The organism is Patiriisocius marinistellae (assembly GCF_009014635.1).
Classification (GTDB): Bacteria; Bacteroidota; Bacteroidia; order Flavobacteriales; family Flavobacteriaceae; genus Patiriisocius; species Patiriisocius marinistellae.
Genome location: NZ_BKCF01000004.1, coordinates 219714 through 239869, shown reverse-complemented (window position 1 = coordinate 239869; position 20156 = coordinate 219714). Strand labels below are relative to the sequence as shown.

At 32.3% G+C, this 20156-nt stretch carries 21 protein-coding genes; 12 read left to right on the top strand and 9 right to left on the bottom strand.

Translation table 11 applies throughout. The annotated features are described in order from the left end of the window. Positions 1-44: 44 nt before the first annotated feature. The 3 genes from GB234_RS11455 to GB234_RS11445 form a co-directional block, all read right to left on the bottom strand. Positions 45-395: a carboxymuconolactone decarboxylase family protein gene (locus GB234_RS11455; protein WP_151894703.1), complete on the bottom strand. Its 351-nt coding sequence runs from the start codon at positions 393-395 to the stop codon at positions 45-47. A gap of 50 nt (positions 396-445) precedes the next feature. After that, positions 446-1297, bottom strand: coding sequence for a twin-arginine translocase subunit TatC (gene tatC / locus GB234_RS11450; RefSeq protein WP_235906126.1), 852 nt, complete (start codon positions 1295-1297; stop codon positions 446-448). Between the two features lie 67 nt (positions 1298-1364). After that, positions 1365-2330 (bottom strand): KpsF/GutQ family sugar-phosphate isomerase, encoded by a 966-nt coding sequence (locus tag GB234_RS11445; protein WP_151894702.1) that lies wholly within the window; start codon positions 2328-2330, stop codon positions 1365-1367. Between the two features lie 210 nt (positions 2331-2540). Between GB234_RS11445 and recQ the strand changes: the two genes are divergently transcribed. After that, positions 2541-4736, top strand: a complete 2196-nt coding sequence (gene recQ, locus GB234_RS11440) for a DNA helicase RecQ (protein WP_151894701.1) — start codon at positions 2541-2543, stop codon at positions 4734-4736. Between the two features lie 39 nt (positions 4737-4775). On the opposite strand, the gene lysA is transcribed toward recQ, so the two are convergent. Then, a complete protein-coding gene (gene lysA, locus GB234_RS11435; protein ID WP_151894700.1) occupies positions 4776-5981 on the bottom strand; it encodes a diaminopimelate decarboxylase in 1206 nt (401 codons plus the stop codon). A gap of 211 nt (positions 5982-6192) precedes the next feature. On the opposite strand from lysA, the gene GB234_RS11430 reads away from it, so the two are divergent. Further along, positions 6193-7125, top strand: a complete 933-nt coding sequence (locus GB234_RS11430; protein WP_151894699.1) for a peptidylprolyl isomerase — start codon at positions 6193-6195, stop codon at positions 7123-7125. A 128-nt stretch (positions 7126-7253) separates the two neighbouring features. On the opposite strand, the gene GB234_RS11425 is transcribed toward GB234_RS11430, so the two are convergent. Continuing rightward, positions 7254-7808, bottom strand: a complete 555-nt coding sequence (locus tag GB234_RS11425) for a thioredoxin family protein (protein ID WP_151894698.1) — start codon at positions 7806-7808, stop codon at positions 7254-7256. Positions 7809-7938: 130 nt separating this feature from the next. On the opposite strand from GB234_RS11425, the gene GB234_RS11420 reads away from it, so the two are divergent. Both GB234_RS11420 and GB234_RS11415 read left to right on the top strand, forming a co-directional pair. Further along, a complete protein-coding gene (locus GB234_RS11420) occupies positions 7939-8250 on the top strand; it encodes a phosphoribosylpyrophosphate synthetase (RefSeq protein ID WP_151894697.1) in 312 nt (103 codons plus the stop codon). After that, entirely contained in the window at positions 8240-8581 is a 342-nt protein-coding gene (locus GB234_RS11415) for a tRNA-binding protein (protein ID WP_151894696.1), read from the top strand. Before GB234_RS11420 ends, GB234_RS11415 begins: the two co-directional genes overlap by 11 nt. 5 nt (positions 8582-8586) lie before the next feature. On the opposite strand, the gene GB234_RS11410 is transcribed toward GB234_RS11415, so the two are convergent. The 4 genes from GB234_RS11410 to GB234_RS11395 are packed head-to-tail and all read right to left on the bottom strand — an operon-like array spanning position 8587 to position 11687. Further along, the gene (locus GB234_RS11410) at positions 8587-9753 is read right to left on the bottom strand and encodes an MFS transporter (protein WP_235906125.1); all 1167 of its coding nucleotides are present in this window, start codon (positions 9751-9753) and stop codon (positions 8587-8589) included. Positions 9754-9761: 8 nt separating this feature from the next. After that, entirely contained in the window at positions 9762-10001 is a 240-nt protein-coding gene (locus tag GB234_RS11405) for a DUF1272 domain-containing protein (protein ID WP_151894695.1), read from the bottom strand. A gap of 4 nt (positions 10002-10005) precedes the next feature. Next, positions 10006-10680, bottom strand: coding sequence for a LytR/AlgR family response regulator transcription factor (locus GB234_RS11400; protein WP_151894694.1), 675 nt, complete (start codon positions 10678-10680; stop codon positions 10006-10008). Continuing rightward, positions 10677-11687, bottom strand: a complete 1011-nt coding sequence (locus GB234_RS11395) for a sensor histidine kinase (protein ID WP_151894693.1) — start codon at positions 11685-11687, stop codon at positions 10677-10679. Before GB234_RS11395 ends, GB234_RS11400 begins: the two co-directional genes overlap by 4 nt. Before the next feature lie 190 nt (positions 11688-11877). On the opposite strand from GB234_RS11395, the gene GB234_RS11390 reads away from it, so the two are divergent. From GB234_RS11390 to GB234_RS11355, 8 genes are all read left to right on the top strand, one after another. Further along, positions 11878-12171 (top strand): EF-hand domain-containing protein, encoded by a 294-nt coding sequence (locus GB234_RS11390; protein ID WP_151894692.1) that lies wholly within the window; start codon positions 11878-11880, stop codon positions 12169-12171. Positions 12172-12285: 114 nt separating this feature from the next. Next, entirely contained in the window at positions 12286-13248 is a 963-nt protein-coding gene (locus tag GB234_RS11385; RefSeq protein ID WP_151894691.1) for a YHYH protein, read from the top strand. A 372-nt stretch (positions 13249-13620) separates the two neighbouring features. Next, positions 13621-14370, top strand: a complete 750-nt coding sequence (locus tag GB234_RS11380) for a hypothetical protein (protein ID WP_151894690.1) — start codon at positions 13621-13623, stop codon at positions 14368-14370. A gap of 217 nt (positions 14371-14587) precedes the next feature. After that, the gene (locus GB234_RS11375) at positions 14588-15922 is read left to right on the top strand and encodes a TolC family protein (protein WP_151894689.1); all 1335 of its coding nucleotides are present in this window, start codon (positions 14588-14590) and stop codon (positions 15920-15922) included. A 7-nt stretch (positions 15923-15929) separates the two neighbouring features. After that, positions 15930-17138 (top strand): efflux RND transporter periplasmic adaptor subunit, encoded by a 1209-nt coding sequence (locus tag GB234_RS11370; RefSeq protein WP_151894688.1) that lies wholly within the window; start codon positions 15930-15932, stop codon positions 17136-17138. A gap of 5 nt (positions 17139-17143) precedes the next feature. Beyond that, on the top strand, positions 17144-17887 hold the full coding sequence (locus tag GB234_RS11365) for an ABC transporter ATP-binding protein (RefSeq protein ID WP_151894687.1): 744 nt from the start codon (positions 17144-17146) through the stop codon (positions 17885-17887). 2 nt (positions 17888-17889) lie between these two features. Continuing rightward, entirely contained in the window at positions 17890-19110 is a 1221-nt protein-coding gene (locus GB234_RS11360) for an ABC transporter permease (protein WP_151894686.1), read from the top strand. 7 nt (positions 19111-19117) lie between these two features. Next, complete coding sequence (locus GB234_RS11355) at positions 19118-20155, top strand: sensor histidine kinase (protein WP_151894685.1); 1038 nt, start codon at positions 19118-19120, stop codon at positions 20153-20155. Position 20156: the final 1 nt, after the last annotated feature.

Sequence of the window (20156 nt, the reverse complement as noted above, 5' to 3'; positions counted from 1 at the left end):
GTCTCAACGTTAAAAATACATTTAATATTTCCGAAGAGAAAATTTTAAGATTTGTTTTGTTCTAAAGCTTCCCAATATTCATAAGCACGGCGCAAATGTGGAATTACAATAGTACCGCCTATAAGCAATGAAACACTCATAGCTTCAACAACTTCTGCTTTATTCATGCCTAGTTTATAGCATTCTTCTAAGTGATATTTTACACAATCATCACATCTTAAAACCAGTGAGTTCCCCAATCCAAGAACTTCTTTAGTTTGTTTTGAAAGGGCACCTTCTGCAAATGCATTTGTGTCTAGATTAAATATGCGCTTGACAATCTTATTATTGTCAGCCATCATTTTATCGTTCATTTTTGCGCGATACGCATTAAATTCTTCTACAGGATTACTCATAATAGCTTCTGAAATTTTAAGGGGATTACAACTATTTTGTTTGATGATAATTAGCGTTGCGCTTTTTCGAGTTTACGTTGTTTGCGTAATACTCCTTTTGAAATAAAAATGCTTATTTCGTATAATATAAGTACTGGTACTGCTACGATAACTTGGCTTGCAATGTCTGGCGGGGTAATAATTGCTGAAAGTATTAATACCAAAACAAGTGCGTATTTACGATATGTTTTAAGAAACTGCGGGGTGACAATTCCTATTTTTGTCAAGAAATAAATTATAATTGGGAGCTCAAAAATGAGACCACTAGCTATCACAGATGCTCTAACCAATCCTGTGTAACTTGATAAATCAAAATCATTGAATACTTGCTCACTTACTTGATAACTACCTAAAAAGTTGATAGAAAGCGGTGTTACTACATAATAACCAAAAAGGACTCCAGTGAAAAACAAAAATGATGCGATAAAAATAAAACCGCGACTGTTTCTGCGTTCATTTTTTTGTAACCCTGGACTGATAAATCGCCAGAATTCCCATAAAATATAAGGGAAAGCGGCTACAAATCCAAGAGTGATTGAGGTCCAAATGTGAGCAGAAAATTGCCCGGCCATTGTTCTACTTTGAATTCTAAAAGCTTCATCTTTAAAACAAAAGCTTTCTTCGAGACCCATAAAGTTTGAAATTTTACAAAGTAATTTGTATGTAGGGAAATCTGGATTTTTAGGCCCAAATAATAACGTGTCAAAAATAAAACTCTTCATTAAGAATGCAACACAAGCAACTAGTACAACAGCTATTGTTGCACGTATTAAATGCCACCTTAATTCTTCAAGATGGTCTAAGAAGGACATTTCCTTTTCAGTGTTTTGTTGTGGTTTGCCTATTTGTTTATTTCTGTTCATTATATGTAAACCTAGATATTATAGAATGTCATAAAAAACTGACATCCATTAATAGTCACTTACTTTTTTAAATAATTCCCTCTTTAGTCAAATTATGAATGTGAACTACACCTGTATATTTCCCATTTTTCTGGGCTAATACTTGTGTGATACCATTTGTATCCATCACTTCCATAGCTTGAACTGCCATTGCATCATTGTCAATTGTTTTGGGGTTTTTGCTCATGATATCTTTTGCAGTAAGCCCAACAAAACTATCAGTAGTTGCGAGCATTCTTCTCAAATCGCCATCAGTTATTATTCCAACAATTTTATCATTCTCAATTACTGCTGTTACTCCAAGCATTTTTTTGCTAATTTCAAGAATAACATTTTTTATATCTGTATCTGGCGAAACTTGAGGTTTTTCATTTAGTTCGGTAAGATTGCTTACTCTTAAGTAAAGTTGTTTTCCAAGCGATCCACCTGGGTGGAATTTAGCAAAATCTTTACTTGAAAAGCCACGTAAATCTAGCAAGCTCATTGCTAAAGCATCACCAATTACTAATTGTGCGGTGGTACTTGATGTTGGCGCTAAATTATTAGGACAAGCTTCTTTTTCAACATATGCATTTAAAATATAATCTGCTTGTGTCCCTAAAAAGCTTTTTGTGTTCGATGTAATTGCAATTAATTTATTTCCAGCCGCTTTAATGAGTGGAACAAGTACTTTAATTTCTGGAGTGTTACCGCTTTTTGAAATACAAATAACGCTATCATTTTCTTGAACAGTCCCAAGGTCCCCGTGAATTGCGTCTGCTGCATGCATGAAGATTGCAGGTGTTCCTGTAGAATTTAAAGTAGCAACAATTTTTGTGGCTATATTCGCACTTTTTCCTATTCCAGTGACAATAACGCGGCCATTACTATTAAAAATATAGTTTACCGCACCAGCAAATGCAGCATCAACTAATGGAATTAAATTTCTAATTGCTTGGCTTTCAGTTTCAATGGTTTTTTTTGCTACTGAAATAATTCGGTCTTCGTTGTTCAATTTTTAAGCTTTACAAAGTTTGTTACTCTTCGATTAATTACTATATTTAATAATCGAAAAAACAACCTTTTAGTTACATATTGATTTTAGTACAAAAATAGTGTTGTGCTTTGAGCGTTACAAAATTACAATTGTAATTCTGTTGCCGCAATTATTAAAGAGTAAATAATTTGAGCTAGTAAATGTTAGTTCAGTAAAAACAAACATATCGTGAGCGATACAGAATTATACGCATCACTAAAACATTTTTTTGGATTCACCAAGTTCAAGGGGTTACAAGAGCAAGTCGTAAAAAGCATACTCGATAAACAAAACACCTTTGTTATAATGCCTACGGGCGGAGGGAAATCCTTATGCTATCAACTCCCCGCTCTGATGCAAGAGGGTACTGCTATAGTAGTATCACCGTTGATTGCACTTATGAAAAATCAAGTGGACGCACTGCGAGCACTTTCTGATCAAGAAGGTATCGCACACGTTTTAAACTCCTCTCTTAACAAAACCGAAGTCAAGCAAGTAAAGAGTGATATCTCCAATGGTATCACAAAGCTTCTTTATGTTGCTCCAGAATCCCTAACAAAAGAAGAATATGTAGATTTTTTACAAGCCCAAACTATATCGTTTGTCGCCATTGATGAAGCTCATTGCATTAGTGAGTGGGGACATGATTTTAGGCCAGAGTATCGAAATCTTCGTGCTATTATACAACGTATAGGAGATAATATACCTATAATTGGTCTTACTGCAACGGCTACCCCTAAAGTTCAAGAAGATATTTTGAAAAATCTAGGGATGAGTGATGCAAATACATTTAAAGCTTCTTTCAATAGACCTAATCTTTATTACGAGATTAGACCTAAAACAAAAAATGTTGATACAGACATCACACGTTTTGTAAAAGGGCACGAAGGTAAGAGTGGGATTATTTACTGTTTGAGTAGAAAACGTGTAGAAGAACTAGCTCAAATCTTACAAGTAAACGGTCTCAATGCAGTACCATATCATGCAGGTTTAGATGCAAAAACAAGAGTAAAACATCAAGATATGTTTTTGATGGAAGATGCAGATATAGTTGTTGCAACAATTGCTTTTGGGATGGGAATAGATAAGCCAGATGTACGTTTTGTAATTCACAATGATATTCCTAAAAGTATTGAAAGTTATTACCAAGAAACAGGTCGGGCAGGACGTGATGGAGGAGAAGGACACTGTTTAGCTTATTACAGTTATAAGGATATTGAAAAGCTTGAGAAATTTATGAGTGGAAAGCCTGTCGCAGAGCAGGAAATAGGTCATGCACTTTTACAAGAAGTTGTAGGATTTGCCGAAACTTCCATGTCTCGCAGAAAATTTATTCTTCATTATTTTGGTGAAGAATTTGATAATGAAACTGGAGAAGGTGGTGATATGGATGACAATATGCGTTATCCAAAGAAAAAGGAAGAAGCAAAAGAACAAGCAAAAATGCTACTAGATGTAGTTAATCAAACTAACGAACAATATAAAAGTAAAGAAGTAGTAAACGTGCTAATAGGTAAAGCAAATGCGATGATTAAGTCGCATCGTACAGATCAAATTTCGGTTTTTGGCTGCGGAAAAGATAAAGATGATTCCTACTGGATGGCATTATTGAGACAATTACTTGTTGCAGGATTTCTTAAAAAAGATATTGAAACCTATGGCGTCATTAAATTGACAGATGAAGGAAAAGCATTTTTACAAAATCCCGAATCTTTTATGATGACCGAAGATCACTCTTTTAAAGAAGCAAATGATGACTCGATTATTATATCTCAAAAAGGAGGTGGTGCAGTAGCAGATGAAAATTTATTCAAACTTTTGAAAGCTGAACTGAAAAAAACAGCAGATAAATTATCGCTTCCACCGTTTGTTATATTTCAAGAACCTTCACTTGAGGATATGGCTCTTAAATATCCTATTACCATTGAAGAACTTTCCAATGTACACGGAGTAGGAGATGGAAAAGCTAAAAAGTATGGAAAGCCTTTTGTTAAGCTTATTAATCAATATGTTGCGGACAATGATATAGAAAGACCAGATGATTTTGTGGTGAAATCGACGGGTAGTAATAGTGCAAATAAGCTGTACATTATTCAAAATGTGGATCGTAAATTACCTTTGACAGATATAGCAGATTCAAAAGGTTTAGAAATGCCAGAACTTATTAAAGAGATGGAAGCTATTGTTTTTAGTGGAACAAAACTTAATATTAGTTATTGGATAGATGAGATATTAGATGATGAACAACAAGAAGAAATTCATGAATATTTTTTAGAGGCAGAGAGTGATAAAATTGAAGACGCCCTAGAAGAATTTGACGGGGATTATGATCATGAAGAGCTCAGGTTGTACCGTCTTAAATTTATCAGCGAAGTAGGAAATTAATAAAAAAGAGCAATGAAATTAAAATCATTGCTCTTTTTTTTAAATATCTATTTCAATTTGATTTTGTATTAAATCTTCAAACGTTTCTCGTTTCCGTATTAAAGAATAATTTCCTTTATGGAATAATACTTCGGCAGGACGATACCTTGAATTATAGTTACTTGACATACTATAACAATACGCTCCCGCATTATGCATAGCAAGAATATCATGTTCCCTAATTTCAGAAATCCTTCTATTAGTAGCAAATGTGTCTGTCTCACAAATGTAACCTACTACAGAATAAAAACGTTCTCTACCTTCCGGATTAGATATATTCTTAATTACGTGTTGTGATCCATAAAGCATAGGTCGTATTAAATGATTAAAACCGCTATCAACATGAGCAAAAACAGTTGAGGTAGTTTGTTTAATTACATTTACTTTTGCTAAAAACTGCCCAGCTTCACTTACTAAAAACTTTCCAGGTTCAAACGCAAGTGTAAGATTTTTGTTATGTTCTTTACAAAAAGTAATAAAACGTTCGCTTAATTTTTCACCTAATTCTTCAATATTAGTTTCTACATCACCCTCTTTGTACGGAACTTTAAAACCGCTTCCAAAGTCAATAAACTCTAATGTATCAAAATGAGTAGCTGCTTCAAATAATATTTCAGAAGCATATAAAAACACATCTATATCTAGAATATCACTACCAGTGTGCATGTGAATACCGTTTATGTTCATTTTTGTATTCGCTACTATACGTTCAATATGAGGCATTTGGTGAATCGAAATTCCAAATTTACTATCAATGTGTCCTACAGAAATATTAGTATTACCTCCAGCCATAACATGTGGGTTAATACGTATGCAAACAGGATGATTAGGGTATCTTGAACCAAAAAGTTCTAAAATCGATAAGTTGTCAATATTAATTTGTATACCTAACTTTTTAGCAACTTCAAGTTCTTCCATTGAAACTCCATTAGGAGTATAAATAATTGATAAAGGATCAAATCCAGCTGCTAATCCTAAACGAACTTCTTGAATAGAAACAGTATCTAGACCAGCACCTAATTTTTTCATTAATTTTAATACTGAAATATTAGACAAAGCTTTAACAGCGTAATAAAACTTTACCTGTTTGACCTTTTTAAATGCAGCTGTTAAACGTTTGTACTGTGACTCAATTTTTGAGGCGTCATAAACATAAAGTGGGCTCCCGTAAGAAGCGACTGCTTGTAAAAGGTCTTTTTCTTTCATTTTCGTTAAAAATTTAACTAGCAAATCTAAACGGTTATTTTGAATGCATGATACTATTAATCTTAATTTTTTCTGAAATTATAGTACTTTACGATAACTTAAGGTTACTTTAAGATGTATTTTTAAGATAGTTCAATAACAATTTTTTACCTTTGCACTCTCAAAAGTCAAGGCGCAAAAGCATTGACGTAATACTTTAAAAAACAGAACAATGCAAGACGGTATTTACGCAAAAATCACTACTGAAAAAGGCGAAATTTTAGGCCAATTAACATATAAAAGAACTCCTGGGACGGTAGCAAATTTTGTTGCACTCGCAGAAGGAAATTTAGAAAATAAAGCAAAACCACAAGGGACCAAATATTATGATGGACTTACATTTCACCGTGTAATTCCAGGTTTTATGGTACAAGGTGGAGATCCTGCAGGTACTGGTGCAGGTGGACCAGGTTATAAATTTGATGATGAATTTCATCCAGAATTGAAACATGATAAGCCAGGTGTTTTTTCAATGGCAAATGCAGGACCTGGAACAAACGGAAGTCAATTTTTTATTACTCATGTAGCAACAGACTGGCTAGACAATAAGCATACTGTTTTTGGTAATGTTATTGAAGGACAAGATGTAGTAGATACTATTGCACAGGGTGATACAATGAATATAGAAATTTTAAGAGTAGGAGCAGATGCTGAAGCTTTTAATGCTGTTGAAACCTTTAGAAAATTTACTGGAGCCAAACTAGAAAGAGAGGCAGCAGGAAAAAAGGCGCAAGAAGAAGCCATGAAAGATTTAACTGCTGGATTTGATAAAACAGATAGTGGTCTTCATTATAAAATTATTCAAAAAGGTGATGGAGCAAAGCCAAGTGCAGGTCAAACTGTTGCAGTACATTATAAGGGTATGTTGCCAGATGGAAAAGAATTTGATTCCTCATATAAAAGAGGAAATCCAATCGAATTCCCTATTGGAATGGGGCATGTAATTGCTGGATGGGATGAAGGTATTATGCTTTTAAATACAGGTGATAAAGCTCGTTTTGTAATTCCTAGTGACTTAGGGTACGGAGCTCAAGGAGCTGGTGGTGTTATACCTCCAAATGCAACTTTAGTATTTGATGTAGAATTAATGGAAGTTAAAGGTTAATATTTTCTTTTAAGAAGTAACTAGCAAAACGCCTTCAATTTTTGAAGGCGTTTTTATTTCTATAAAGTTAGTTTAGCTTTCTATTAATGAAATAAATTTAATATCATAAAACCTCATTTCCGAAGAAATTACTTCCATTTAATATTACAGCCCACACTTGGTTTTTGGTCTTTTCTCTGTGGACTATTATTTAATATTGCATCCATAGCTTCTCTCAAATCTCTTCCGTTTACTGGAATTCCATTTCCAGGACGAGAATTGTCCAATTGTCCTCGATACACTAATTTTAAATCCTCATCAAAAAGATAAAAATCTGGCGTACATGCTGCTTTATATTCTTTAGCAACTTCCTGTGTTTCATCATAGAGGTATGGAAATGGATACCCTTCTTCACGAGCAGTTTTCCACATTTTTTCAGGATTATCTTGAGGATATTTTTCTGCATCATTACTACTTATCGCTACAAAACCAAATCCTGTTACCCTATAGTCATTGCATAAACGAACAAGTTCTTCATTTACATGCTTAACAAAAGGACAATGATTACAAATAAACATTATAACAGTACCTTTTTTTCCACGAATACCCTGTAGCGTCACAGGATTCATTGTAACAGTATCAAGTAATGCAAAATTTGGAGCTAGCGTATTTAATGGTAACATTGTAGAAGGAGTGAGAGACATAATTTTAATTAAAATAAGTTGACATTTATAGGTTAAAGTTACACTTTTCGAGCTGTTTTTAAATGCTAAACATTTTATAAATTCTTTTGCATTACACCATTGACTCGTATCTTTAATCAAAACAACTACTATGGAAAATGGATATGATACATTAACTGCTGCAATAGCAGATTTACAAAATGATGGTTACACTACAGATTTCAACCTTGTAGAGGAGGGAATAGAATCAAAAGGATTAAAAAAACAATGGAAGGCAGGAGAGCTTGAAGTTGTAAAATACTATCGTTTTGAAGGTATGACAAACCCTGGAGACAGCTCAATCTTATATGTTATTGAAACAAAAAGCAATGAAAAAGGATTACTTGTTGACAATTATAGTGCAAATGGAGTTGCAATATCGCCAGAGATGTTAGAGAAATTGAAAATAACACATGAAAAATAGTGAGATTTCTTGGAGTGATTTTGAAAAAATAGATTTACGCGTAGGAACTATTATTACTATAAATGATTTCCCAGAAGCTCGTAATCCTGCATATCAATTACATATTGACTTCGGAAAAGAGCTAGGCATTAAAAAGTCCTCTGCGCAAATAACCTCTTTGTATACTAAAGAGGATTTATTGGGCAGCCAAATTGTTGCTGTTATAAATTTTCCGAAGAAACAAATAGGTAAGTTTATGAGTGAGTGTTTAGTTCTTGGAGCGGTAAATGGAAAGGATGTTACATTATTAAACCCCAATTTCAAAGTTGAAAATGGGCTCAAAATTTATTAAATTTTTTAGTTATTTCTCAAGCTAAAGAGTCCAAAAATTGGCCCTAGTATTAAAATGAGAAAAAGGTATTGAGGTTGTACAATTTCAGAAAGAAAAGCCAGTAATTGGATGCTTATTATTGAGATTGAAAAACCTATACAATTAACAATTGTAAGGGCTGATCCCTTTAAATTTGGTATGGCATTTTGTGCAACCATTGTCGAAAAAACGGGTGAATCTGCAATTACCACAAATCCCCAAAGTAATAAAAATGGTATAAAAATATAAGCGGGAAGATGAAACAATATAGGAGAAAGACCACAACAAATTCCTGACACTAGTAGCGTAATAAACGCTACTTTTTTTGTTCCTATCTGTTTTGAAATATATCCTGTTAAAACACAACCCAGACTACCTATTGAAATCACTAAAAATGACCAGCGATATATATGGAGTTCATTCGTTTGCGTTTCATTGAATGCCGAAATGATAAACGGTACAAAAGCCCAAAATGCATATAACTCCCACATATGTCCAAAATAACCAAAAGCTGCTTTATTAAATTTTAAATCTTTAAAAACTGAAAAAAATGCTGTCAATTTTAAACGTTGTCCAGTTTGACGATAGGGACCGTTAGGTACAATAAAGCCTACTATAAAGCCGCCTATTATTGCAAGTGTTGAAGTGGTTAAAATTATATATTCCCAATTAAATGAAACACCTAAGCTTTTTAATGCATGAGGAAATGCAGTACCCAAAACTAATGCGCCTACTAAATAACCTAATGATTTTCCAAGACCTTTATTGAAATAATCTGCGGCTATTTTCATTCCCACAGGATAAATGCCAGCTAAAAAAAACCCTGTTCCAAATCTAAATAGCAGTAAAGTAATTAATGTATTGCCACTCCATAAAATCCCAAAATTAAACAGTGCGGCTACTATGGCACAAGTTAAAAATACTTTAGAAGGAGAAAATCTGTCTGCAATAGTTAACGCTGCAAAACTAAGTGTACCTATTATAAACCCTAGCTGAACACTTGAGGTTAAAATGCCCATAGAATTTAATGAAATCCCAAAATTTGAAACCAAATTTTCTATAATTGAATTTCCAGCAAACCATAATGATGTACAGCAAAATTGAGCAATTACAATTAAGGGAAGTATATAACCTTTAATATTAGTTTCCTTCAAAATACCATTTATTTGATTTGTTTTGGTTTAAAAACAATCGTTGTAGAAGCAGGATAGTTTTCTAATAAATGCTTAGGTCTAATGGGTCTTTGAGTAAAATTACCACCACAATTAGGACATGTATTTTTAAATGTTTTTGAAGCACATTCTTTACAATAAGTACATTCAAAAGTACAAATCATCGCGTCTGTCGTATTATAGGATAGTGCTTTATTGCATTGCTCACAGCTGGGCCTTATCTCTAGCATAATTTCAAATAAATAATTTTTTAACCTTGTCAATATAACTATCACTAACTGAAATTATTTGATCTGAAAGTAATAAATCCCTTCCCTTTAATCCCGTAATTTTATTCTTATTAATTATATATGACCTATGTACACGCAAAAAATAATTTGGTAAAGAAGCCTCTAACTTACTAAGAGACTGATTAGCCATAATTTTTTTTCCATCCTCAATATGGTAGTGGACATATTCACTATCACTCTTAATAAAAATAATTGTTTTAGTAATTACTTTGTGAAGATCATAACCAGATTTAATAGTAATAGTGTCATCTAATAATTTTGCTGATTTTGGAAATTTTTCTACAGCACTCAAAAATCTTTTAAAAGTTATAGGCTTTACTAAGTAGTCTAGTGCATTTAATTCAAAACCCTGTAACGCATATTCAGAATATGCAGTCGTAAATATAATACGTGTATTCGATTTTGAAATTAAATCGGCAAAATCAGTCCCTTTTAAATCAGGCATTTGTATGTCTAAAAATATTAAGTCAACTGTATTTTTTTTTATATATGATAATGCTTCTACAGGGTTTTCAAAGGTGCCTTCACATTGTAAGTAATTTATTTTATCTACGTAAGTATCAATAAGCTTTCTAGCTAATTCTTCATCATCTATAATAATACATTTTATGGCATTCATTCTATAAATAATTTTAGGTAAACCTTAAAAACATTCAACCTTGAAATTTCTAAAATATGTTTATTAGGATATAAAATTTCTAATCTTTTTTGAACATTTGGCAATCCAATTCCTCCTTGTGTATCTGTTGGGCTTTGTGAAGATAGGTTACTGTTTTCTACAATAAATTCAATCTTTTTTTCGCTTTGTGTGAGTGAAATAGAAATAAAATTATCTCTTCCTTTCTCGATACCACTATGTTTAAATGCATTTTCAATGTAAGGTATAAATAACATTGGAGCTACTATTACATTTTCATCTATTACATTTTTAGTAAATGAAATATTAAAATTTTTGCTGCTTTTTAATTTAAAAAGTTCAATATAATTTATGATATAATTTAATTCTTTTTTTAGGGGAACTTTAGGTTGTTCACAATCATAGATAACATATCGTAGCATTTCAGAGAGTGTACTAATACTTTCTTGCGTTTTTTCAGAATTTATAACTGAAAGTGCATAAATATTATTAAGTGCATTAAATAAAAAGTGAGGATTGATTTGCATTTTTAAAAATTTTAACTCGCTTTCCATTAATTCGGCTTTTGCAAAGGCAATAGCTTTTTCATTTTGTTGTGCATAAATAAACGTTTCTAAAAGCACTGCAGATACACAAGAAATGCTAAGAATTAATAAGTTTACAAAAAAACGGGATGGTAGATTTTTAGGTGGACCACCTATTTCTAGTCTTGGCAAATGAGCCGGAGGTTGAGGCCCTATTTCTGATGTGACTAAGGCAGCAATCAATATTAAAGGTATAGTTGAAACAAAAAACAGTAAATATTTTTTTTTAAATAAAAACATAGGAACTGCATAATAAATCAATCCAAAAAGCAGGAAAATTTGTGATATAAATGCAGGGCTGTTTGCTTGCAAAAACATCTCATCATTTCCACTGTACACCCATAATAAGCAATAGATTCCTAACCAAAGCAGGACCTGTGAGACATATCTTTTATGTTTGTTCATACTGCAAATAAAGTGAATAATTTTTCAGTAAACTCTCAATTTTTAGTGTTTTAGACTGGTGAATTTAATTGTTCGCAGTATCTCAATGGGTGTTCACTTAAAACAAGAGTTCATTTATTGAAGTTTCAACTTCTCTATTCAACCATTATGCATATTTGTAGTCATAATAATGAACTTAAAATTTAAAAATATGAAATCGATAAACTTAAAAAGAGGCGTATTAGTAGCATTATTTTGCTTAGCATTTGTAACGTTTTCAAATGCACAAAAGCAAAGAGGTAATGATAGAAAAGCGCCTCCAACATTCGCAGAGCTTGTAGAAGAATTAGATGCTAATGAAGACGGAAAACTTGCAAAGGATGAACTTAAAGGACCACTTAAAGAAAATTTTACAGAAATAGATACGGATGAAGACGGTTTTATTACGGAAAAGGAATTCAAAGATGCACCCAAGCCTAAAAGAAAAGAGAGACGCTCAAACTAATATTAGCTATTTTAAATAATTAATAAAAAAGAAATTTAATTTTCATTGTTGTTTAGTTAGTTGAAGTCCTGTAAACAAATGCAGGGCTTCAATTTTTAAAAAAAAAGATTTAAAATGGAGTTAATAAAAGATATAAAATTTTTAGTGTTATTAGCAATTTGGGGATTAATTGTTGGATGTAAAAATCCTACTACCCTAGCTTTACATACACATGGGGAGGATACCCATACACATACTCAAATTGAAGAAAATTATTTTGGTTCTTACGTATTGAATGATAATCAATATGGTACAAGAACTGTAGTTACAATTAAAGATGGTCATCGTGAAATAATAACAAATGCATTACCTAATCATGAAACTGGGACATTTCCTAATGAAGGAAATCCTAATACAATTTCCTCTCAAAATAAATCATACTTATTGCCTGTTAATCCAAAATTTACTGGCAAAGCACAATGGGTTAGGGAGCCAGGTGTTGCTTTGAACGGAGTGAAATTTGAACCCGAAACTGCTGAGGTAGTTATATGTGAAAGTGGAGAACGTTACAGAGTTGAGGCAAAACAAGAGCTTATTGCTATGGGATTGGATTTTAATAACGCCCACGTACAACCTACTGGTGCTTATCACTACCATGGGACACCAACTTCTATTATAGAAAAATTTGATACGGGTAATGATCTTGTTCACATTGGTTTTGCGAAAGATGGGTTTGCAATGTATTATTCTAAAAGTGGTGCTTATACACCTAGTTATAAGTTATACGATAATAATCGTGAGGGAGAGGACTGTGAATATAGCAGACCAGGCAATCAATTTGAAGTAGAAATAGATGAAAGTCATCCAGATGGTACGTTTGTTTCAGACTGGGAATATGTAGAGAAATTGGGAGACTTGGATGCTTGTAACGGCACCACTATAAATGGAACTTACGCTTATTTAGTTACAGATAGCTACCCATATATACCACGTTGTTTAATGGGTGAATTTGAAGAAGAGCGACATGGACTACCACCTGGAGAACGACCTCCAGGTGGTGGGCGGTCGCCACAAGATGGAAGACCAAAGCACAATTAGTAATTATTTAATATTTCAGAAAAACTAATAACCATCATAAATTATCTCAACAGCGATTTTTATAAAAAGAAGTTGGGATGTACTCATAATTTGAATTAGCCATTCTACTTAACGAGTAAAAACCTTACATATTTTTATAAAAAGTAAAAAAAATATTGAGTAGGTTACAATAGGAAAAAGCTTCACAAATAATTGTGAAGCTTTTTGAGATAGTAAAAGACTATAAGTTTAAAAATTAATTAATAGGTTCATTATTTGGGTTTTATAATTTAGTCAAAAAATATATTCCTGATAAAAAAAACGCTGAGAAATATGATAATCTTTCATGCCAACTTTTTCAATGAAGTAAGTATATGTAAATAAATATTAATTATGAAGTTGTTTAGGAAAGTTAGAAGAAAATTAATTGAATCTGGAAAATTTAAAAGTTACCTGTTATACGCTCTTGGAGAAATTCTCTTAATAGTAATTGGTATTTCAATTGCCTGGAAAATTAATAATTTAAATGATATTAGAAAAAATAGAATAGTTGAGGTGAAAATATACGAAAGTTTGTATGATGAATTGCGTACAAATTTGAATGTTCTAGATAGCTCAATTGTTAGGTATAATACAAATACATTATCTCTTCAAAATACACTCAATTATGTGGGGGTAAAATCAAACAAATTGACACAAGAAACAAAGGATATAATTGTACAAATGAAATTTAGATATACAAATTTGAGAAATGATGCACTAAATTCTATAAATAATACAAATAAATTTGAATTTCTTGAAAATGAATCTTTAAAAGTTTTAATTGCAGAATATCCTAACGAGATTAAAATATTTGAAAGTCAAGAAATAAATATAGGGAATATCGTTACAAATAAATTAAAACCGATTATTGAAAAACATATTTCGCTTTCAGATATGTTGTCAAAGGTTGATGAAAACTTTAATCAGATTAGAACATTTGGACAACAATCAAACTATGAAACGCTATTAAATAGTAGGGAATATCAAAATAGTATTATCGATAGATTATTACAAACTGAAATACTCTTAAATTATGCTAAAGATTTGCGTAAAAAGACTGAAACACTTGCTGTTAAACTAAAGCAGGAATTATCTTCATAAAATATGAATTGGTTTTAAATAAGAATAAAGATATTAATATATGCACATAGAAATTTATAAATAAAAATACCTAGATTTATTTTGAACAATAATGCATAAAATTCTCATCGATAAAATTGTATCATTCATATAGTCAAAAGCCTAGTACATCTATTACTTTTTTATAGATAATCATATAGTTTCACCTTTGAAGTGTTAAATCAAAACATTCAATACAATGAAATTATATATCATCATAGCAAGTTTCATTTTTGTGCAATTATCGTTTGCGCAAGAAAGCTTACCAACTACAACTGGAAAAGTGTGGTCTTTAGAAGAGCTTATAGATTATGCTCTAGAAAATAACATAGTTGTTAAAGATGCGGCGTTAAATAAAAGTATCGCAGAGGTAGATTATAGCAAAGCGAAGTCGTCTAGGCTACCTAATTTATTTGGTAGTGCATCGCAGAGCTTTTCTAACGGAAGTACTATAGATCCAATTACAAGCAACTTTGTTACAGATCAAATTCACAGTACAAATGTTGGGATAAATAGTTCAATGACTTTGTTTCAGGGTAATCAAATTAGCAATCAAATAGAACAGAATAAATTGTTTCTAGAGCAGAGTCTTTACCAAGAGGAAGTAGAAAAAAATAATATAGCTCTAAGTATTTTAGAAATTTATTTACAAACGCTTTATAGTAAAGAAAGTATTGCTATTGCAGAAAATAATGTAAATGCTTCAGAAAAAGAAGTGCTAAGAGCAAAAGCACGATTAGATGCAGGAACAATTGCATTAAGTGATTATACAGAAGCTCAAAGTCAAGCAGCAACAAATAAGTACAATGTAATTGCAGCTAAAAACGATTACCAGCAATACATCATTCAATTGAAACAATTATTAGAATTATCGCCTTTAGATACTATTGAAATTAAAAGTATAGACGATGATATAGATTTAATAAACTTAGAACTTAATAAAAACGAAATCTATAATAATGCCTTAGGCTTTTTGCCAGAAATACAAACTAGTAATTTAAATATTGCAGCAAGCGAAAAAGAATTAGACATTGCTAAAGGTGGGTTTTTACCAACATTAGCATTAACAGGAAGCATTGGGTCTGGTTACACAAGTATAAATGATAACACATTTTCAGATCAGTTTGATGTTAATTTTAATCAGAAATTAGGGCTATCGTTAACGATTCCAATTTTTAATAGAAACCAAACAAAAGCAGAGGTGCAAACGGCGACTATAAATATTGAAAAAGCCCAAATACAAAAGCAAACTACGGAAAAAGAAGTTTATAAAAAAGTTGAAACTGCTTACCAAAATGCAATTTCTGCTCAAGAGCAATTAGTAGCGTCAGAAGCTTCTAAAGCAGCAGCAGAGCAAAGTTATAAGTTAGCACAAAAAAAGTATGAATTAGGAGATTTAAGTACAACCGATTTAGTAATAAGTCAAAACACATTTACAAATACTCAACAAAACTATTTGCAAGCAAAATACTTAAATATTTTATACCACCAATTATTACAATTTTACCAAGGAAACGATATTAAAATTAATTAACAGAATTATGAAAACTAAAAAGAAAATTATATTAGGAAGCGTAGTATTAGTGATACTTGCTATTATAGCATTCAGTTTTATGAAAATTGATGATGCTATTGTTATAGAGCCTAAAACAGTTACAGCAAAAATAAATAATGTAACTACTATGGTTACTGCAACGGGAACTATTGAGCCAATTACACAAGTAGAAGTTGGTACACAGGTTTCTGGAGTTGTCGAGAAAATCTATGTAGATTATAATAGCGTTGTTAAAGAAGGTCAGCTTATTGCAGAATTAGATAAAACTAACTTAAATGCTGCAAAAACACAAGCACAAGCAGCTTACGATAATGCTGTAAGCCAAAGGAATTATACCAAAACTATTTACGACAGACAACAAACATTATACGATAATCAAGTCATAAGTAAATCAGATTTTGATAATGCTGCATTTAACTATGCAACTGCTAAAGGTACAGTAACTCAACGTTATTCAGACTTACAATCGGCTAGAACCAATTTAGGTTATGCAAATATTTATTCGCCAATTGATGGTGTCGTATTATCTCGTGCTATAGACGAAGGACAAACCGTTGCAGCAAGTTTAAGCACGCCAACCTTATTTACAATTGCTCAAGATTTAAAAGAAATGCAAGTAGAAGCAGATGTAGATGAAGCAGATATTGGAAATGTAAAAGAAGGACAACGTGTAACCTTTACAGTAGATGCTTATTTAGGCGAAACTTTTGAAGGTGAAGTCACACAAGTTCGTTTAGATCCAACAGTTACCTCAAACGTAGTAACGTACACAGTGGTTATTAAGGCACACAATCCAGATTTAAAACTAAAACCAGGGTTAACAGCAACCATTTCAATTTTCACATTGGAATTAAATGATGTGTTAACTGCGGAAGCTAAAGCCATAAACTTTACTCCAGAAACTGAAACATTAGCGTCTTACAATACACATCATAACTTATCAAACAATGTTAGTACAGCTTCAAAAAAAGAAACTACACTTTGGGTATTAGGAAAAGATAGAAGTATAACACCAAAAACAGTAACATTAGGCGCTAGTGATGGAGTAAATGTACAAGTGTTAAGCGGAGTTAATGAAGGTGATGAGCTAGTATATAGTTTAAAAGGTGTATCAAAAGCAGAAGCTTCAGGACCAGCAGGAGCAAACGAAAGTCCGTTTATGCCACAACGTCCAGGAGGAAACAAGAAAAAATAAAAGCCATGAGTAAAGACATTATTAAAATAGAAGACTTAAAACGTCAGTTTACCATGGGAACCGAAACGGTACATGCCTTAAAAGGAATTTCGTTTAATATAAAAGAAGGCGAATTTGTTACCATAATGGGATCTAGTGGTTCTGGAAAAAGTACGATGCTTAACATTTTAGGGTGTTTAGATCAACCAACCTCTGGTGAATATGAAATTGATGGAGTAAGTGTTAAGGCTTTAAGCCGAAATGAATTAGCAACCATAAGAAACGAAAAGATAGGATTCATATTTCAATCTTATAACTTATTAGCAAGAACATCTGCAATAGAAAATGTAGAATTACCCTTGTTATATAACAGTAAAGTGTCAACTGAAGAGCGCAGAGAACGTGCTATAAAAGCATTAGAAATGGTTGGTTTAGGAGATAGATTGCATCATACACCTTCGCAGCTTTCAGGAGGACAACAACAACGTGTTGCTATCGCAAGATCCTTGGTAAATAATCCAGTAATGATTCTGGCAGATGAAGCTACAGGAAACCTAGACACAAGAACATCGTACGAAATTATGTCGCTGTTTCAGGAGCTAAATCAAAAAGGGATTACCATCACTTTTGTTACACACGAGCCTGATATAGCCACTTTTAGTAGCAGAACTATTGTATTAAAAGATGGAAGTATCATGCAAGACTATAAAAATCATAAAGTACAATCTGCAGCAGAGCAATTAGCTAAACTGCCTAAACAAGACGATTAATTATGAGACTATTAAATTTAATAAAAATTGCTTTTAAGGCAATTGTCCTTAATAAAATGAGAACCTTGCTGACTATGTTAGGTATTATCATTGGTGTAGCGTCTGTAATTGCTATGTTAGCTATTGGTGAAGGTTCTAAAGAAAGTATTCGTTCTACCATTTCAAATATGGGTTCAAATATGATTACCATACAACCAGGAGCAGACGATAGAGGTCCAGCTAGAGGTAGTGGAGGAGATGTGCAAACATTAACGCTTCAAAATTACGAAGTGATAAAAGCGCAAGCCGATTTATTAAGTTATGTAACACCTGTTGTAAATGGTGGTGGACAAGTTATTAACGGCTCTAACAACTGGCCTTCTACAATTTATGGTGTTAATCCAGATTATCTAGAGATTAAAGTTGTTGGACTGCAAAGCGGTAGTATGTTTACGAATGTAGATGTCCAATCGGCTTCAAAAGTTGTAGTAATAGGGCAAACGGTTGTCGATAATGTATTTTCAGATGGTCAAGAGCCTGTTGGACAGATGATTCGTTTTAATAATATTCCATTTAAAGTTATTGGTGTTCTAGAAGAAAAAGGAGAAAATACCTTTGGTCAAGATCAAGATGATGTGGTTATTGCGCCTTATACAACGGTTCAAAAACGTATTCTGGCAATAGACTATTTAAATCAAGTTATAGCTTCTGCAATTAGTGAAGATGATGCTGCTGATGCTGTAACTCAGGTTACAGAAATTTTAAGAACTGAGCATAAATTATTAGATGCTGAAGAGGATGATTTTAGTGTACGTTCTATGGAAGAATTAATTTCAACCTTTAGTTCTACTAGCGAAATGCTAACCGTACTATTAGTTGCAGTTGCAAGTATATCGTTACTAATTGGTGGTATTGGTATTATGAATATCATGTACGTTTCTGTAAAAGAGCGAACAAAGGAAATTGGTTTGCGTATGGCTGTTGGTGGCAAAGGATCGGATATTTTAATGCAGTTTTTAATCGAAGCTATTTTAATAAGCATCACTGGTGGATTGCTTGGTGTAATCTTAGGACTTGGAGCCACAGTTTTTATCGAAAACTTTTTAAATTGGCCTACAAGTGTAGCTTTGTATTCTATAGTAATTTCTTTTGCAGTCTGTGCAATAACAGGTATCTTTTTTGGATGGTATCCTGCCAGAAAAGCTTCAGCTTTAGATCCAATAACCGCGTTACGTTACGAATAAAAAACTTATGATTAAAAATAAAAACATAACACTGTTATCTCACATTCTAGTTTGGTTTGTGCTATTTAGTATGCCCTACTTATTGTCTTACGGTCAAGAGCAAGACATTGATAGAGTGGTTATTCATTTTTGGATTCCGTTAGTGCTATCTGCTGTATTATTTTATCTCAATTATTTTGTGCTAATAGATAAGTTTTTATTTACAAAAAAAACAGTTTGGTTTGTAGGTATTAATGTGATTTGCATTGCGTTATTCATTTATTTTAAGGAAGCGCTTGAAGGTGCTTTTTTTCAAGATATTGCTAAAAAACGGCCAAATAGTAGTGATAGTTCTGGTCCACCATTTAAGATGTTTATTTACGTTCAAATGGTATCTTATATGGCACCTTTATTGTTTTCAATTGCAGTAAAAACAACAAAACGTTGGGTGAAAACAGAAGCAGAACGTAAGGAAGCTACTAATTTTAAATTACAGTCAGAGTTACAACATTTACATTACCAATTACAACCGCATTTCTTTTTCAATTCATTGAATAATATTTATGCTATGGTAGATATTTCGCCAGATCAAGCCAAAATATCAATACATAGTTTGAGTAAGTTGATGCGATATATGTTATATGAAACAAGCGAAGAATCAATTGCTTTATCAAAGGAAATAGATTTTATGAAAAAATATATCGAGCTTATGAAGCTTCGTGTGTCTGACAAAACAGTTGTTAATTATAGTTTTCCTTCTGCTGAAACTGGAATTAAAATTGCACCTTTATTATTTATTTCATTAATTGAAAACGCTTTTAAACATGGTGTTTCCGCTAGTAAAGCAAGTACTATTGATATTAATATGACGTGTGATAATCAAACAGTTTTATTTACTATCGAAAATCATAACTTTCCGAAGAAAACCGAAGATAAAAGCGGCTCAGGAATAGGACTTCCTAATATTAAAAAACGATTAGAATTGTTGTATCCAAACAAAAACAGTTTTAAAACCTTTGCAAAAGAATCGCGTTTTGTAGCCCAATTAGAAATTGAAACCAACTAAA

Excerpts from the sequence above, each read along its gene's own strand:
- GB234_RS11430 (WP_151894699.1), top strand. The coding sequence starts at position 6,193 with ATGCAAGACGGTATTTACGCAAAAATCACTACTGAAAAAGGCGAAATT.
- GB234_RS11375 (WP_151894689.1), top strand. The coding sequence starts at position 14,588 with ATGAAATTATATATCATCATAGCAAGTTTCATTTTTGTGCAATTATCG.
- GB234_RS11455 (WP_151894703.1), bottom strand. The coding sequence starts at position 395 with ATGAGTAATCCTGTAGAAGAATTTAATGCGTATCGCGCAAAAATGAAC.
- GB234_RS11395 (WP_151894693.1), bottom strand. The coding sequence starts at position 11,687 with ATGAACAAACATAAAAGATATGTCTCACAGGTCCTGCTTTGGTTAGGA.
- GB234_RS11420 (WP_151894697.1), top strand. The coding sequence starts at position 7,939 with ATGGAAAATGGATATGATACATTAACTGCTGCAATAGCAGATTTACAA.
- GB234_RS11355 (WP_151894685.1), top strand. The coding sequence starts at position 19,118 with ATGATTAAAAATAAAAACATAACACTGTTATCTCACATTCTAGTTTGG.
- GB234_RS11380 (WP_151894690.1), top strand. The coding sequence starts at position 13,621 with ATGAAGTTGTTTAGGAAAGTTAGAAGAAAATTAATTGAATCTGGAAAA.
- tatC (WP_235906126.1), bottom strand. The coding sequence starts at position 1,297 with ATGAACAGAAATAAACAAATAGGCAAACCACAACAAAACACTGAAAAG.
- GB234_RS11405 (WP_151894695.1), bottom strand. The coding sequence starts at position 10,001 with ATGCTAGAGATAAGGCCCAGCTGTGAGCAATGCAATAAAGCACTATCC.
- GB234_RS11360 (WP_151894686.1), top strand. The coding sequence starts at position 17,890 with ATGAGACTATTAAATTTAATAAAAATTGCTTTTAAGGCAATTGTCCTT.
- GB234_RS11365 (WP_151894687.1), top strand. The coding sequence starts at position 17,144 with ATGAGTAAAGACATTATTAAAATAGAAGACTTAAAACGTCAGTTTACC.
- GB234_RS11385 (WP_151894691.1), top strand. The coding sequence starts at position 12,286 with ATGGAGTTAATAAAAGATATAAAATTTTTAGTGTTATTAGCAATTTGG.
- GB234_RS11415 (WP_151894696.1), top strand. The coding sequence starts at position 8,240 with ATGAAAAATAGTGAGATTTCTTGGAGTGATTTTGAAAAAATAGATTTA.
- GB234_RS11390 (WP_151894692.1), top strand. The coding sequence starts at position 11,878 with ATGAAATCGATAAACTTAAAAAGAGGCGTATTAGTAGCATTATTTTGC.
- GB234_RS11370 (WP_151894688.1), top strand. The coding sequence starts at position 15,930 with ATGAAAACTAAAAAGAAAATTATATTAGGAAGCGTAGTATTAGTGATA.
- GB234_RS11425 (WP_151894698.1), bottom strand. The coding sequence starts at position 7,808 with ATGTCTCTCACTCCTTCTACAATGTTACCATTAAATACGCTAGCTCCA.
- GB234_RS11400 (WP_151894694.1), bottom strand. The coding sequence starts at position 10,680 with ATGAATGCCATAAAATGTATTATTATAGATGATGAAGAATTAGCTAGA.
- lysA (WP_151894700.1), bottom strand. The coding sequence starts at position 5,981 with ATGAAAGAAAAAGACCTTTTACAAGCAGTCGCTTCTTACGGGAGCCCA.